The sequence below is a fragment of the Simplicispira piscis genome (assembly GCF_054783455.1).
Genome location: NZ_BAAGQN010000004.1, coordinates 30,850 through 46,290, shown reverse-complemented (window position 1 = coordinate 46,290; position 15,441 = coordinate 30,850). Strand labels below are relative to the sequence as shown.

At 62.9% G+C, this 15,441-nt stretch carries 12 protein-coding genes and 1 pseudogene; 8 read left to right on the top strand and 5 right to left on the bottom strand.

What is annotated here, in order from left to right; genetic code table 11:
* Positions 1-29: 29 nt before the first annotated feature.
* The 3 genes and pseudogenes from ACYVOC_RS01490 to ACYVOC_RS01480 all read right to left on the bottom strand — a co-directional run bounded on the left by ACYVOC_RS01490 (position 30) and on the right by ACYVOC_RS01480 (position 1,922).
* The gene (locus ACYVOC_RS01490; protein WP_461160703.1) at positions 30-803 is read right to left on the bottom strand and encodes an RAD55 family ATPase; all 774 of its coding nucleotides are present in this window, start codon (positions 801-803) and stop codon (positions 30-32) included.
* Between the two features lie 289 nt (positions 804-1,092).
* Positions 1,093-1,527 (bottom strand): annotated as a pseudogene (locus ACYVOC_RS01485) (RAD55 family ATPase); the annotation flags it as partial.
* Complete coding sequence (locus tag ACYVOC_RS01480) at positions 1,524-1,922, bottom strand: hypothetical protein (protein WP_461160632.1); 399 nt, start codon at positions 1,920-1,922, stop codon at positions 1,524-1,526. The pseudogene ACYVOC_RS01485 and the gene ACYVOC_RS01480, both read right to left, overlap by 4 nt.
* Before the next feature lie 382 nt (positions 1,923-2,304).
* On the opposite strand from ACYVOC_RS01480, the gene ACYVOC_RS01475 reads away from it, so the two are divergent.
* The 8 genes from ACYVOC_RS01475 (at position 2,305) to egtB (ending at position 11,645) form a co-directional block, all read left to right on the top strand.
* Positions 2,305-2,811, top strand: coding sequence for a hypothetical protein (locus tag ACYVOC_RS01475; protein ID WP_116003772.1), 507 nt, complete (start codon positions 2,305-2,307; stop codon positions 2,809-2,811).
* A gap of 10 nt (positions 2,812-2,821) precedes the next feature.
* On the top strand, positions 2,822-4,438 hold the full coding sequence (locus ACYVOC_RS01470) for a GMC family oxidoreductase (protein WP_116003773.1): 1,617 nt from the start codon (positions 2,822-2,824) through the stop codon (positions 4,436-4,438).
* 55 nt (positions 4,439-4,493) lie between these two features.
* Positions 4,494-5,954, top strand: a complete 1,461-nt coding sequence (locus ACYVOC_RS01465; RefSeq protein ID WP_116003774.1) for a phospholipase D-like domain-containing protein — start codon at positions 4,494-4,496, stop codon at positions 5,952-5,954.
* 180 nt (positions 5,955-6,134) lie between these two features.
* Positions 6,135-7,505: a tryptophanase gene (locus ACYVOC_RS01460; protein ID WP_116003775.1), complete on the top strand. Its 1,371-nt coding sequence runs from the start codon at positions 6,135-6,137 to the stop codon at positions 7,503-7,505.
* Between the two features lie 68 nt (positions 7,506-7,573).
* Positions 7,574-8,563, top strand: coding sequence for a DUF808 domain-containing protein (locus tag ACYVOC_RS01455; protein WP_116003776.1), 990 nt, complete (start codon positions 7,574-7,576; stop codon positions 8,561-8,563).
* A 124-nt stretch (positions 8,564-8,687) separates the two neighbouring features.
* Positions 8,688-9,278, top strand: a complete 591-nt coding sequence (locus ACYVOC_RS01450; protein WP_116003777.1) for an OmpW/AlkL family protein — start codon at positions 8,688-8,690, stop codon at positions 9,276-9,278.
* A 190-nt stretch (positions 9,279-9,468) separates the two neighbouring features.
* A complete protein-coding gene (egtD, locus tag ACYVOC_RS01445) occupies positions 9,469-10,386 on the top strand; it encodes an L-histidine N(alpha)-methyltransferase (RefSeq protein WP_461160631.1) in 918 nt (305 codons plus the stop codon).
* 14 nt (positions 10,387-10,400) lie between these two features.
* Positions 10,401-11,645, top strand: a complete 1,245-nt coding sequence (gene egtB, locus ACYVOC_RS01440) for an ergothioneine biosynthesis protein EgtB (RefSeq protein ID WP_461160630.1) — start codon at positions 10,401-10,403, stop codon at positions 11,643-11,645.
* A 72-nt stretch (positions 11,646-11,717) separates the two neighbouring features.
* Here the strand turns inward: egtB and ACYVOC_RS01435 are convergent, their stop codons facing one another.
* Both ACYVOC_RS01435 and ACYVOC_RS01430 read right to left on the bottom strand, forming a co-directional pair.
* Positions 11,718-13,607, bottom strand: coding sequence for a diguanylate cyclase domain-containing protein (locus tag ACYVOC_RS01435; protein WP_461160629.1), 1,890 nt, complete (start codon positions 13,605-13,607; stop codon positions 11,718-11,720).
* 459 nt (positions 13,608-14,066) lie between these two features.
* Complete coding sequence (locus tag ACYVOC_RS01430) at positions 14,067-15,350, bottom strand: O-acetylhomoserine aminocarboxypropyltransferase/cysteine synthase family protein (RefSeq protein WP_461160628.1); 1,284 nt, start codon at positions 15,348-15,350, stop codon at positions 14,067-14,069.
* Positions 15,351-15,441: the final 91 nt, after the last annotated feature.

The following is a 15,441-nucleotide window of genomic DNA, read 5'->3' as shown; positions in this document are numbered from 1 at the left end:
GGGTGCGACTCAATACAAGAGAAACACCGCTAGACAGCATGTTTCCTGGTTGTTGTCGATGGCGACAGGCGTAAAGGCTGCTTGCTTGTCGGCCTGCCGCCAAGCAGCCCCTCTCTGTCGGCAAGGGTTTCACCGACATGGATGCCATCGTCGTCGATGCGGAACAAGCGCATTTCGTCGGAATGTGCGCTGGCGCGGACTTTGACGACGGCAATCATTCTGCGCAGTCGGCTTTCGATTTCGATATAGCGCTGAACGATGATTGCGTCGGTCAGGTATGCCGTGCCGTAAGGGCTGAATCTCAAGTCGGTGTAGCGATCCTCTAGCTCGGAGGTCATCAGTACCGTCACGCCGGTGTCAACCAGCGCACTCACCATGCGGGACAGGGACTCGCGGAAATCTTCACGGAAGGTAGGGGCCAAGGCTAGCTCAAAGCCTGAGAGCGAATCAATGACGATCCTGGTGGCTTTGAGTCGTTCGATTTCTTTGAGAAGTAAAAGTACGATTTCGTCGATGGACAGGTCGGGGGCACGGCTGTCGACCAAGCCCACAATGCCTGATTCAATGAGTTTTGCGACCACCCGGTTACGCGACCCGCTGGGCGGCTGCTCGAAAGCCGCAATCACACCCGTTTCCCCGTTGCGTGCGCCCTCGGCCAGAAAGGCGGCAGCCAAAATGCTTTTGCCTGATCCCGAAGGGCCAGCCACCAGCAGCGAATAGCCCCGCGGAACCCCTCCGCCCAGCATTTCATCAAGGCCAGGCACACCAATGGACAAACGGCCCACCTGGGGATCCTTGGTCATGGCACGAGCGGGCCCCCCATCGCGACCAGCCGGTGGAAAAACCTGCAGTCCGCTCTGGTTGATGCGGAAAGTGTGCAAGCCAGGCAAGGTGGGCTGACCGCGCATCTTCAGGATCTCCATCTTGCGCACCATGGAGTTGCGCTGGATGCTCTGGCGTAGCCAGATAAGGCCATCGGCCACGGTGAATACCGGATTGGCGTCGACTTCGTTGAAATACTCGCCAATCAAAAAAGGTCGTGGCCTGCCAAGTCGTCATCAGCATGCCTAGTTGCTGCAAGAACATCTGCAGTTCGCCATGCGACTGCCCAGCACCTTCGTTGGCCAAAATCACAGAGCGAAACGAGTCGACAAATACCAGGGCAGGGTTGTGCGCCTGTACGTGCGTGGCGATTTTGCCTAGCACAACCCCCAAATCGCCTGCTGCGGTCTCGTCCGATAAATTGATGAAGCGGATGGAGGTGTTTACTTTGTTGCTATCGAAAAAGGCAAATTGCTGTTGATAGCGCAGCATCTTGAGCGGAGGTTCGCCCAGCACGGTGAAATACAAGGCAGGACGTTCGGGCGTTGCCAGTGCGAACATCAGTTGGTGCGCCAGCGTGGTTTTTCCGCAGCCGGGCGGACCTGCAATGAGGTTGAAGGAAAATTCCGGCAGTCCCCCAGCAAGAACGACATCCAGACCGGGTACGCCCGTCGAGAGCCGGTTGATGATTACTTTGTCAGTCATTTCGATCTGTCCTGAACGGGCGAGCCGCTGAAAGTGGGGGACCACAAACTGCCTAGCAGCTTTTGGGTCAGAGGGATGCCGATCAAGCTATTGAGTAGTTCGTGAAAGGTTTCGATAGACGCATCCGTGGCCATGGCGGCCTGGTCGGCGGGCTGCAGCAGCAGTACCTTCCGGAGCTGTTCAAAACAGACGGGCACAGTGTCTTCATGCGCCTGGAGCAAGCAAGGATGCGCCCGCCCGGCAACATTCAAAGTGCGCCGGTACAGCGCGGCAACGCCCCGTTGTCCCAGCGCGGGCGTCAGCGCATCGACCATGCACACCCATCGGGCCACAGCAGCGCCTGCGACCATTTGTGCTCCGTCATCGGTGACTTTGCTCAAGTCGGTTGGAATCACTGTGCAGGCCTTTCAGATAGGGGCAGGGCCTGGGTCGATGTCCTATCGGTTGTTGCGGGTCACTTCGACCTCCTCAGGCTTTTGACGAGCGTGTCATGAGTAATTGGGCGCGCTGGAGAGAGAGAAGTCTGTTCGATAGCGCACTGACGAGATGCCACGGTACAGTTCCACAATCCATCCTAACCATCGAGCCTGTCTGCAATGCCAGCGCGCCTTGCGCAACGATGGTCCTAACATCTGCGCACCTGTTTGCATGCACGCAAAGTTGCGAAAGAAGGAGCAAGGTGACGTGAACACAGGTTTGCGGCATCGATGAAAACCCCCATTTCCTCTAGGCGGCCGCCTCTAGAGCTTGTGTTGTGTTGCATGCGATAGTTAAAAGATGCAAAGAAGATCTCTTTTAAAGCTGGGCCTGGTATCGGGCGCGGTGCTGGCGTTGGCGGGTGGGGCTGCGGTGCTGCTGCAGCCTGGGCTGGAGCAGGGGCGACTGACCGCTTCGGCCCGTGAACTGTTTACCAGCCTGGGCCGTGCCATTCTCCAGGGCACCCTGCCTGCCGATGCACAGGCGCGCAGCCGCGCACTTGCGGGCATGGTCGATCGCATTGATGCGCTGGCGACCAACCTGCCGCCCACGGTGCAGGCCGAGCTGTCGCAACTTCTGGGTTTGCTGTGCACCGCGCCGGGGCGTCTGGGTCTGGCGGGTTTGACGCCTGCCTGGGCGGATGCCAGCGAGGCGCAGGTGCAGGCCGCGTTGGAAGGCATGCGCTATTCCAGCCTGGCCCTGCGCCAGCAGGCGTACCAGGCGCTGCACGAAATCGTGGGCGGCGCCTATCTGTCTGATGAAAGCACCTGGGCCGCTGTGGGCTACCCAGGGCCTCTCGCTATTTGAGCTTTATTCCATGAGCAATTTTCCTGATCCCATCCGCGAGGGACTGCAGCGCGGCTGGAAAGTCCTGGGCGGCGCGCTGGGCCCGCTGCCTGAAAAAATCACCTGCGATGTGGCCGTCGTCGGCTCCGGTGCCGGTGCTGGTATCACTGCCGAGCTGCTGACCCGGGCAGGCCTTTCCGTCGTCATTGTGGAAGAGGGGCCGCTCAAGAGCAGCGGCGACTTCCGCCAGCGCGAATCCGAGGCGTACCCCACGCTCTACCAGGAAAGCGGCAGCCGCAAGACCGAAGACAAGGGCGTCTCCATCCTGCAGGGGCGCTGCGTGGGGGGCTCGACCACAGTGAACTGGACCAGCTCCTTCCGAACGCCCGAGCCCACATTGCGTTTCTGGCAAGAGCATTTTGGGCTGAAGGACTACGGCCAGGACGCACTGGCGCCGTATTTCGAGCAGGCCGAGCGGCGTCTGCACATCTCGCCCTGGCTGGCGCCACCCAATGAGAACAATGCCTTGCTCCAGCGCGGCGCGCACAAACTGGGCATCCCAGCGGCCGCCATTGCGCGCAACGTGAAAGGTTGCTGGAGCCTCGGCTCCTGTGGTCTGGGTTGCCCCACCAATGCCAAGCAGTCCATGCTGGTGACGACCATTCCGGTAGCGCTCGACAAAGGCGCCACCCTGCTGGTGGAAACGCGCGCTGAACAGCTGGTGCTGGGCGGCGGCAAGGTGCAGGCACTGCGCTGCGTGGCCGTGCAACCCAACAGCGCGCCTGTGGAAGGTGGTAAGACCACCACCATTGTGGCCAAGCACTTTGTGCTGGCGGGGGGCGCCATCAATTCGCCGGCGGTGCTGCTGCGTTCCAAGGCACCCGATCCGCATGGGTTGGTGGGCACGCGCACCTTTTTGCACCCGGTGGTGATGTCGGCCGCGGTGCTGGAGCAGAAGGTGGAGGGCTGGGCCGGTGCGCCGCAAACGGTCTACACCGACCACTTCATGGACACCCAGCCCATCGATGGGCCCATGGGCTTCAAGCTGGAGGCACCGCCCCTGCATCCCGTCATTTTGGCCACCACCATGCCGGGCTATGGCCAGCCGCATGCGGATTTGCTGGCCAAGTTCCCGCACACGCACGTGCTGCTGGCACTGCTGCGCGATGGTTTCCACCCGCAGGCGGCGGGCGGCCGCGTCAAGCTGCGCGGTGATGGTTCGGCGGTGCTGGACTACCCACTGAACGATTTCGTCATGGAAGGCGCGCGCCGCGCCTTGCTGGCCATGGCCGAGATCCAGTTTGCCGCTGGTGCGCAGGAGGTGCTGCCGGTGCACGAGAGGGCGCAGCCCTATACCTCGTGGGCGCAGGCACAAAGCGCGATTAATGCGCTGCCGATGCAGCCGCTCCTGACCAAGGTGGTGAGCGCCCATGTCATGGGCGGTTGTGGCATGGCGGGAAGCGAAGCGCAGGGCGTGGTGCGCGCCGATGGCGGGCACTGGCAGTTGGAGAACCTGTCGGTGCACGATGGTTCTATTTTTCCCACCAGCGTGGGTGCCAACCCGCAATTGTCGATCTACGGCATCACCAACCGGCTGGCCCAGGGGCTGGTGCAGCGCTTGACGGGCAAGGCAGAGGCGCTGGCCTGAGCGTGCAGGAATAGGCTAAGGCTGCGCGCAGCGCATCCTGGCCTACCATGTCCCCATGGAAACGCCCGAGTCCTTCTTTTTACTGCAGTGGCTGCACGGGTTTGCGCTGTGGCTGCTGTCGTCGGTGCACATCGCGCTGGCGCTGGCGGTCACCCTGCATGCGCTGATGAAAAAGGAAGAGGTGCACAAGGCCGTGTCCTGGATCGGGCTGGCCTGGCTGGCGCCGTTTGGTGGTGCATTTGCCTATTGGCTGCTGGGCATCAACCGTATCGGGCGCACTGGTGTGGCGCTGGGCCTGCGCCAAGCCTGGAACAGTGATGGCGACGCGGCCGAAGCCTTTGCGGTGTCTTTCGACGCGGTGGATGCAGTGCTGGCCGGTGTGGCGCGTGTGGGGCAGCAGGTAACCGGCAAGCCCCTGCTGGGCGGTAACAGCGTGCAGCCGCTGACCGATGGCGACAACGCCTACCCGGCCATGCTGGCGGCGATGGATGCTGCAGAGCACTCCATCACGCTGCAGACCTACATCTTTCACAACGATAAGGCAGGCCAAGCTTTTGTAGAGGCGCTGGCACGCGCCCATGCGCGCGGTGTGCAGGTGCGCGTGCTGGTGGATGCCGTCGGCGCGCGCTACCGGCCCACCGGGGTGCTCAGGCGGCTGCGCAATTTGGACATTCCTTGTGCGTCGTTTTTGCGGCCCTCGATTACGCGCTTGCTCTCGCATGTCAACCTGCGCAACCACCGCAAGATTCTGGTAGTCGATGGTGAAGTGGGTTTCACCGGCGGCATGAACATTAGCGCCAACCACTGGTTCAGCACCCAGCCATCCACCCCCGTGCACTGCCTGCATTTCGAGGTGCGCGGCCCGGTGGTGACCGACATGCAGCGCGCCTTTGCGACCGACTGGGCCTTCACCACGCGCGAGCGCCTGCAAGGTGCGCCCTGGTTTGCACCGCCCGTGCCCCGCGGGTCGCTGCTGGCGCGCGGTGTCACCGACGGGCCCGATGCCGACATCGACCACATGCGCCAGGTCATCCTGGGCTCGCTGGCTGCGGCCCGCCAGCGGGTGCGCATTGTCACGCCGTATTTTCTACCCGACGAAGTGGTGCTGAGCACGCTGCAGACCACGGCGCTGCGGGGTGTGGCGGTCGATATTGTGCTGCCCGCACGCAGCAACCTGCCGCTGCTCGACTGGGCCATGCGGCCGCAGTGCGACGAGCTGCTGGCAGCGGGTTGCCGAATCCATCTGACCCCGCCACCGTTTGATCACGGCAAGCTCTTTGTGGTGGATGACGACTGGGCGTTGATCGGTTCGACCAATTGGGATGCGCGCAGCCTGCGGCTGAACTTTGAATACAACCTCGAGTGCTACGACGAGGCACTGGTGGCCGCGCTCGACCCGTTGATTGATGGGCGCATTGCCCAGGCCACACTGCTCGACGCCGACACCCTGGCCCGCCAGAGCCTGCCTGCGCGCTTGCGCAACCGCTTGGTGTGGTTGTTGTCACCCTATCTTTGATGCTATCTAATAAATAGCTGTTAGCGCTTATGCAGTAAGCGTTACAGACTGTTTTCATTGAAATTCTTGGGCAAGCGATCTTGCTGGCATCGCTCTCCCGTGTCGTTGCTTTTAACCGACACCACGCTCTTCGACCCGGTGATAACTTTGCGTCCCTCACCCGATCACCAAGGAGCCAAAATGCCCAAAACCCTGATTGAACCCTTCCGCATCAAAAGTGTGGAACCCATTCGCATGACCAGCCGCGCCGAGCGCGAGAACATGCTGACAGCGGCCAAACTCAACGTCTTCAAACTGCGCGCCGAAGACGTGCTGATCGACTGGCTGACCGATTCGGGCACAGGTGCCATGTCCAGCCGCCAATGGGGCGCCATCATGGAAGGGGATGAAAGCTACGCCGGGGCGCGCAGCTTTTACCGGCTGGAAAAAACCATCCAGGACATCACAGGCATGCAGCACTTCGTGCCCACGCACCAGGGCCGTGCGGCCGAGAAAGTGCTGTTCACGGCAGTGTGCAAAAAAGGCGACCTGGTGCCCAACAACTGCCACTTTGACACCACGCGGGCCAATCTCGAATATTTGGGGATCGAGGCGGTAGACCTTGTCATTCCCGAGGGCCTGCAACCTGCGCTGATCTACCCCTTCAAGGGCAACATCGACCTGGAGCGGGTCGAAGCGGTGCTGCAAAAGGAGGGTGCGCGCATTCCGTTTGGCATGCTCACCGTCACCAACAACACGGGCGGCGGCCAGCCAGTGTCGATGGCCAACATCCGCGCGTATTCCAAGCTGCTCAAGAAGTACGGCAAGCCCTTCATCATGGACGTGTGCCGTTTTTCGGAAAACGCCATGTTCATCAAGATGCGCGAGCCGGGCTATGAGAACACCCCTATCCGCGAGATCGTGCAAGAAATGTTCTCGTACTGCGACGGTGCCACCATGAGCGCCAAGAAAGACGCCATGGTCAACATCGGCGGCTTCATCGTGCTGCGCAGCAGCGAATGGATGGACGGCGTGCGCAACGGCCTGATCATGATGGAAGGCTTCCCCACCTACGGCGGTCTGGCCGGGCGCGACCTCGAAGCAATGGCCGTCGGCTTGGAGGAAGGCATGGACGAGGACTATCTGCGCTACCGATTGCGCACTGCCGAATACTTGGGAGAGCGCCTGGAGGCGGCCGGCGTGGGCTTTGTCAAGCCCACCGGCGGCCATGCTGTCTATATCGACGCCAAAACGGTGTTGCCCGGTATGCCGGTGGAGCATTACCCGGCCTGGGCGCTGTGCAATGCGCTGTACCTGGAGGGGGGCATTCGCGGCGTGGAGATTGGCTCGGTGATGTTTGGCAAGCGCCTGCCCGATGGCCAGGAGACGTACCACAGCATGGAGCTGGTGCGCCTGGCGTTCCCACGCCGCATGTACACCCAGTCGCATTTCGACTATGCGGCCGAGGTGATTGCCGAGGTGAAAGAGAAGGCATCCAGCATCCGCGGCGTAAAAATCACCAAGCAGCCGCAGTTTCTGCGCCATTTCACTTGTGAGTGCGAATGGGTTTGAGCGCTGCTCCTCAAGGGATGAACGGGGCCTTCATAATCCCATCCCCCATCACCCCTTGAAGGATTTCCATGGCCGGAGCCAGTTTGCTCACTTTGCTCGACGATATTGCCGCGATTCTGGATGACGTGGCCGCCATGACCAAGGTGGCCGCCCATAAAAGCACGGCTGTGATGGACGATGTAGCCACCATGACCAAGGTGGCCACGCAGAAGACGGCGGGTGTGTTGGGCGACGATTTGGCGCTCAACGCCCAGCAGGTCACCGGTGTGCGCGCCGAGCGGGAACTGCCTGTGGTCTGGGCCGTGGCCAAGGGGTCGCTGGTGAACAAGGCGATTTTGGTCCCGGCGGCGCTGGCTATCAGCGCCTTTTTGCCCTCGCTCATCACACCCTTGCTCATGCTGGGTGGCGCCTATCTGTGCTTTGAGGGGGTCGAGAAGCTGGCCCACAAGTTTCTGCACGCCAAAGAGGACGCTGTAGGCACTGCCCAGCACCTGCAGGCCAATGCCAATCCGGCCGTGGACCTGGTGGCCTTCGAAAAGGAAAAAATCAAGGGTGCGGTGCGGACCGACTTCATTCTTTCGGCCGAAATCATCGTGATTGCCTTGGGCACCGTGGCGGCGGCCAGTTTCTCGCAGCAAGTGGCGGTGCTGGTGGGCATTGCCCTCTTGATGACCGTGGGCGTCTATGGTTTGGTCGGCGGCATCGTCAAGCTCGATGACCTGGGGCTGTGGCTCAGCGGCAAGGCCAGTGGGGCTGCGCAGGCGTTGGGCCGGGGTTTTCTCGCCATGGCGCCGTGGTTGATGAAGTTTCTTTCGGTGGCCGGCACGGCGGCCATGTTTCTGGTGGGGGGCGGCATTCTGGTGCACGGCATTCCCTGGGTGCACCACGCCGTCGAGGCTGCGGGGGCGGCTGTGGGGCACGGTGCCATGGGCGGGCTGTGGCAGGCGCTTGCGACCAATCTGCTCAATGCGCTGGCAGGTCTGGCGGCGGGCGGGGTGGTGCTGGCAGGCGTGTTGCTGGTGCAGCGGCTGCGCAAACCGGGCGGCGTCTCCCGCTGAGTGTTCTCTTTACTGCTGAAATTGCGGGTAAACCCTTGTTTTTGATTTGGGGCAAAGATAGCCTTACTAAATATAGGCCTAATGGTGTTGCGGGTATTTCCCCGTGCCAATTCCCGAGTCGAGCATGAAAAAGAATCTTCTGGCGGTCGCTGTTGTGTGTGCCTTGAGCGCCGGTACTGCATTGGCGCAGCAGGCCGAAGGCCCCTGGATGGTGCGCGTGCGTGCGCTGCACCTGGACAGCGCCAACAAGGACACCACAGGCCTGAACCTGTCGGTCAACAACAAATGGATGCCCGACGTCGATGTGAGCTATTTCTTCAGCCCGAACCTGGCGGCGGAACTGGTGCTTTCGGTGCCGCAAAAACACACGCTGCGCTCGGGCGCCACGGACATCGGTTCACTCAAGCACCTGCCACCCACGCTGCTGCTGCAATACCACCACGATATGGGCGGCTTCAAGCCTTACGTGGGGGCTGGCGTGAACTACACACGCTTTAGCAGCGTGCGCGCGCCCGCAGGCGTGGACATTGACCGCAACAGCTTTGGAGCGGCGCTGCAGGTGGGTGTGGATATTCCGCTGCAAAAAAATCTCTACCTGAACCTGGATCTGAAGAAGGTGTACATCGGCACCGACGTCAGTGCGGGCGGAGTCAAGGTGGGCAGCTTCAAGGTCGATCCCGTGCTGTTCGGCGTGGGCCTGGGCTGGCGTTTCTGATCACACAGCGCATAGGGTGCAAGGCCGGTTTCCCCCGGCCTTTTTTTGTGGGCAGTGTTTTGTGGGGCGAAGGCCTACAGCGCAGATTGCAGCAGCCCGGCACAATGGGCTGGCGAATCTGCGGCCCCTTGCGCGGGGTAGCAGGTGCTTCTTTCTGCCAGCGGCCACGCCGAGAAAGCCCCCTCCGTTCATGCAAGAGCCCCGCCATGCCGAGATCATTGAAGGCCTGCGCCGCACCCCCGCCTGCATTTCTCCCAAATACTTTTACGACGAGCGCGGCTCCCGGCTGTTCGAAGCCATCACGCGCCTGCCCGAGTACTACCCGACACGCACCGAACACGCCATCCTGCAAGCGTCGGGCGCCGATATTGCCCGTGCCATCGGCCAGGGCTGCACGCTGATCGAGCCGGGCGCGGGCAGCTGTGCCAAGGCGGCCGTGCTGTGCGGGCTGATTGCACCGCGCTGCTTCGTGGGTGTCGATATTTCGGCCGACTACCTGACAGGGGCCGTGCAACGGCTGGGAGCGTGCTTTCCGGGCATGGACGCCCGTGCGCTGGGGGGCGACATCACGCGGGGGATTGATCTGCCAGGCGATTTACCTGCCGCGCCGCGCCTGGTCTTCTACCCTGGTTCGTCGATTGGCAACTTTGACCCGCCCGGTGCGCTGGCCTTGCTGCGCCAGATGCGCGCACTGGCGGGGGACGATGGCGGGCTGCTCATCGGTATCGACCTGCCCAAAGAGGTGGCGGTGCTCGAAGCTGCCTACGACGATGCGCAGGGCGTGACGGCGCAGTTCAACCTCAACGTGCTGGCACATGTGAACCGCCTGATCGGCAGCGACTTCGAGGCCAATGACTGGCAGCACCGCGCCTTCTTCAATGCCGCAGAGTCGCGCATCGAGATGCACCTGGAGGCCTGCACGCCCGTTGTCGTGCGTTGGCCCGGTGGAGAGCGGGCCTTTGCAGCGGGCGAGCGCATCCATACCGAAAACAGCTACAAATACCCGCTGGCCCCGTTTTGTGAAATGCTTGCGCACGCCGGTTTTGCACGCACCCGTGCGTGGACGGATGCGCGCCAGTGGTTTGCCCTGGTACACGCCCAAGCATGAGAAAGGATGCCGCCATGACCGACCTGGGTTTCCGCTTCTCTGCGGTGCGCGAGCACACGGCGTTGCTCGCAGCGCCACTGTCTGCCGAGGACTGCTGCGTCCAGTCCATGCCCGACGCCAGCCCCGTCAAATGGCATCTGGCACACACCACCTGGTTCTTCGAGACCTTTGTGCTCGAGCCGAATGAGCCGGGGTTTGAGCCTTTCCGCCCAGCATTTCGGGTGCTGTTCAACTCCTACTACAACGGCGTGGGCGCCAAGCACCCGCGCCCGCAGCGCGGCCTGCTCACCCGGCCGGCGCTCTCGGACGTGCTGGCCTACCGTGCCAACGTGGAGCAGCGCCTACAGGCCTTACTGGCGCGGCAAGGGGACAACGCCGCGCTGCAGGCCTTGGTAGAACTGGGGCTGCAGCACGAGCAGCAACACCAGGAACTGCTGCTCACCGACGTGCTGCACCTGTTCTCAGGCAACCCCTTGGCCCCGGCCTACCGCGATGCGCCGCCACCTGTTGCCGCGCCTGCGCAGGTGCAGGACTGGCTGGAGTTTGCGGGGGGGCTGTGCGAGATAGGGCACGGGGGGCGTGGTTTTTCGTTCGACAACGAGCTGCCGCGCCACACCACCTACCTTGCACCTTACGCCCTGGGCACCCGGCTGGTGAACCAGGCCGAGTTTGCGGCCTTCATTAGCGACGGCGGCTACCGCAGGCCCGGGCTTTGGTTGGCCGAGGGCTGGGACTGGCTGGCAGCGCAGCACATCGAGCACCCCTTGTACTGGCGCCATGCGCCGGGTGGCGGCTGGACGGTGTTTGGCCTGCACGGCGAACAGCCGCTCATACCGCAGGCCCCGGTCGCGCATCTGTCGTACTTTGAGGCTGATGCCTACGCGCGCTGGGCCGGTGCCCGTCTGCCCACCGAAGCCGAGTGGGAGGTGGCCGCCGCGCCGCTGGCGCCTGCCTTGCTGGCCCCTGCCGACGCACTGCGTGCCCGGATCGAGCCGCAGGCCGCACCGGGCAGTGGCCTGCGTGAACTGTGGGGCGAGGCCTGGCAGTGGACGCAGTCGAGCTATGCGCCGTACCCCGGGTTTCGCGCCGCCGAAGGGGCGGTGGGCGAATACAACGGCAAGTTCATGGTGAACCAATACGTGCTGCGTGGCAGCGCATGCGCCACGCCGCCGGGGCATGCCCGGCTCACGTACCGCAACTTCTTTCCCGCCACGGCCCGCTGGCAGTTCAGTGGTGTGCGCCTGGCGCGGGATCTGTGATTCGCTATTTATTTGAGAGCTGTAGGCGCTTTATCTATAAGCGCCAGAGGCGATTTTTGCTATAAATAGCAATCAGGCCAGCACCACCCGGTTGCGCCCCGTGGCCTTGGCCTGGTAGAGCGCTTGGTCGGCCGCCGCCACCAGGCTTTCGGGCGCTTGGCCTGCCTGGGCGACGCGCGCACAGACGCCGACACTGAGTGTGACGCAGCCGCCCGGTGCGGTGGGGTGGGGCAGCGCCAGGGTCGCCAGCGCCTGCTGGACTTGCAGCGCCACGGCCTGCATCTGCGCGGCCGTGGTGCTGGGGGCGATGATGGCAAATTCCTCTCCGCCATAGCGCGCCACCAGGTCGGTGCTGCGCACTGCGCAATGTGCCAGCACGCCCGCCACGCTGCGCAGGCAGTCGTCGCCTGCCAGGTGGCCGTACTGGTCGTTGTAGGCCTTGAACCAGTCGATGTCGAGCATGGCCAGCGCAAGCGGTTCGCCGCTGCGCAGCGAGCGCGCCCATTCGCTCGTCAATACCTCGTCAAACCGGCGCCGGTTGGCGATGCCTGTGAGGCCGTCGGTGCGGCTCAGGGATTCGAGTCGGCTGTTGGCCGCTTCGAGGGCCACAGTGCGTTCGGCCACGCGCGCCTCCAGGCGTTGCTCGTTGCCCCTGAGCGTGTCGATCAGCGTCTTCTGCGTGGCAAGCAGTTGTGCCTGCATGTCTGCTCGCTCGCGGCGCATCTGGTTGAAGCGATCGGCCAGGGCCAGCGCCAGCAAGATCATTTCCAGCGCCGATCCAAACTGCATGGCATTGGCAGTGAAAACGTTGCTGGGCAGCAGTCCTATGGCGCGCAGCGCGTTGGTCACAGCGCCAAGGCCCAGCACAGCGAACGCTGCGATAAAAAAATACGCGCTGCGCTGGCGCCGCCAGGCGGCGTAGACCGCCACGGCCATCATGGCCACCATGGCCAGCAGATACGCCACGGCGGCGGCCTTGATCAGGGCCTGGCCCGTCACCAGAAACAGCAGGGGACTGAAAAGGAAAAAGACGATAAAGCCCTGCAACCAGGGGTCCAGGCGGGGCAGCAGGAGCCGTGTCTCCACCATGCGGCGCAAAAACAGCATGCCGCTGGCCAGGGCGAACGAATAGCCAAAGCTGGTGCACAGGTCTGACCACAGGGGCGATTCGAGCCGGAAAATTTCTTTGACCAGGCCGTTTTGCGCCGCCAGGGCAAAGGCCATCGAGAGCGCAAACCCTACGTACTGCAGATACAGCCAGTCTTTCAGGCGCACGAACAGCAACAGATTGAACAGCACCATGGCGGCCGCCATGCCGAAATACCAGGCCTGCACCGCGTAGTCGCTGCGTTCGTAGGCGTGAAACGCAGCGGGCTCCCACAGCCGCGCGGGCACGATAAAGGCCGTGGTGGACGCCACGCGCAGGTACAGGGTTTGTTCAGCCAGGGGAGGCAAGGGCACGTTGAAGACGAAATGGCGGTGCGCGTAGCCGCGGCTCTCAAAAGGCGCGGTGGTTCCGGTTTCTACCGTGTGATAGCTGCCATCGCTTTGCGGGGCGTAGAAGTTCAGGTGCGACAGGCGTGCGTAGGCCACTTCCAGCAGGCGCTCTATCGGCTGGTCGCTGGTGTTGACCACCTGCAGGCGCAGCCACCAGGCCGACGGCGTGATGCCGAAATTCAGAGCCTCTCCGGTGAGGCGGCTGCGGGTGAATTGCTGTGCCAGCACGGGTGCGCGAACCTGCTCCAGCGTCAAACTGCCGCCGGGGTCTTCGAGTACGTCCAGGTGGGCCGTCAGGGCCAGCGGTTGGGCGCCCAGCCTGGAGGCATCCACCGCATCCTGCGGGGAAGTAGAAGCCCAGGCCTGCGCGTTGCCCAGTGCCAGCAGCAGGCTGGTGAGCAGCAGCGCAGCAAAACGCAGCAACGGAGCGCGGGAAGAGTACAGCACGGCGAGGGCAGCGGGCATGCGGTGCATGCACAGGGGCTTTGAAGGAGCCCAGTGTATTCGGGCCCGTGCTGTGTGATTTCATTTCTAAGGCGATGCTGAATAAGTCACCGCGATGATGCGCGCCGTGCATCGGGATGGGATGCAAGGCGCAAACCACAGCCATGGCCGCAGCTATGGCGAGGATTTGCAACGCCGCAGACCGCCCGAGGTACGGATGCGCAGCGCGTGAGGGACTTGTTCAGCATTGCCCTAAACCACTCGTGTCGTTGTGGCTTCGCCTTGCCGTGTTACAGCACTGATCGTAGGCTTCGCGCCTAAACACGAATGGTTTGGAAACAGAATGATGGGTAGAGCTGTCTGTAATGGTGTGGTTTTTACTACTCTAAAAATAGCTAGCAACGCTTACCCATTAAGCGCTAGAGACCGAAAATGCTTGAAATCCGGCCACTGTGTTGAAAGCAGCGGCCGGAGTGGTCTTCAGACCTTGTCCAGCGCCTGGGCCAGGTCAGCCTGCAGATCGTTGATGTGCTCGATGCCCACCGACAGGCGCACCATGTTCTCGCTCACACCGGCCTTTGCCAGCTCCTCAGGGTTGAGCTGGCGGTGCGTGGTCGATGCAGGGTGCGTGGCCAGCGACTTGGCGTCGCCGATGTTGACCAGGCGCGTGAACAGGTCCAGCGCGTCGAGGAAGCGTGCGCCAGCGGCACGCGGGTCGGCGTCGCTGCTCTTGAGGCCGAAGCTCAAGATACCCGAAGCCCGCCCGCCCATCTGGCGCTGCGCCAGCGCGTGGTCGGGGTGGTCGGGCAGCCCGGCATAGCGCACCCATTCCACCTTGGGGTGGCTTTGCAGGAACTTGGCCAGCGCCAGGGTGTTGTCGCAGGTGCGGTCCATGCGCAGCGGCAGGGTTTCGATGCCTTGCAGCGTGAGCCATGCGTTGAACGGCGAAATGGCGGCGCCCATGTTGCGCAGCGGCACGACGCGGGCGCGGCCGATGTAGGCGGCGGCGCCCAGGGCTTCGGTGTAGACCACGCCGTGGTAGCTCACGTCGGGCTCGTTCAGGCGCTTGAAGCGGGCTTTGTGCTCTGCCCAGGGGAACTTGCCGCTGTCGACAATGATGCCGCCAATGCTGTTGCCGTGGCCGTTCATGTACTTGGTCAGCGCGTGCACCACGATGTCGGCGCCGTGTTCGATGGGGCGACACAGGTAGGGACTGGGCACGGTGTTGTCCACGATCAGCGGCACGCCAGCGTCGTGCGCCACCTTGGCCAGCGCTGCGATATCGGTCACGTTGCCCAGCGGGTTGCCGATTGATTCGCAGAACACCGCCTTGGTGCGCTCGTCAATCAGCTTGGCAAAACTGGCAGGGTGGGCGGCATCGGCAAAGCGCACTTCAATGCCTTGCTGCGGAAAGGTGTGGGCAAACAGGTTGTAGGTGCCGCCATACAGCGTGCTGGTCGAGACGATGTTGTCGCCGGTCTCGGCAATGGTCTGGATGGCCGCGGTGATGGCCGCCATGCCCGAGGCCATGGCCAGGGCCGCCACGCCGCCCTCGAGCGCCGCGACGCGCTGCTCCAGCACGTCGGTGGTCGGGTTCATGATGCGGGTGTAGATGTTGCCCGCCACCTTCAGGTCAAACAGGTCGGCGCCGTGCTGGGCGTTGTCAAAGGCGTAGGCCGTGGTCTGGTACAGCGGCACGGCGGCTGATTTGGTCGTCGGATCGGGGGAGTAACCGGCGTGAACGGCAAGGGTTTCAATGCGCATGGTTGGAGTCTCTCTGGAGGGTGGTGGTGTGAGCGCACGCGCGCCCGGGCAAGTGGGCATTGTGCATGCCCGAACCGGCCCGCGATCGAAC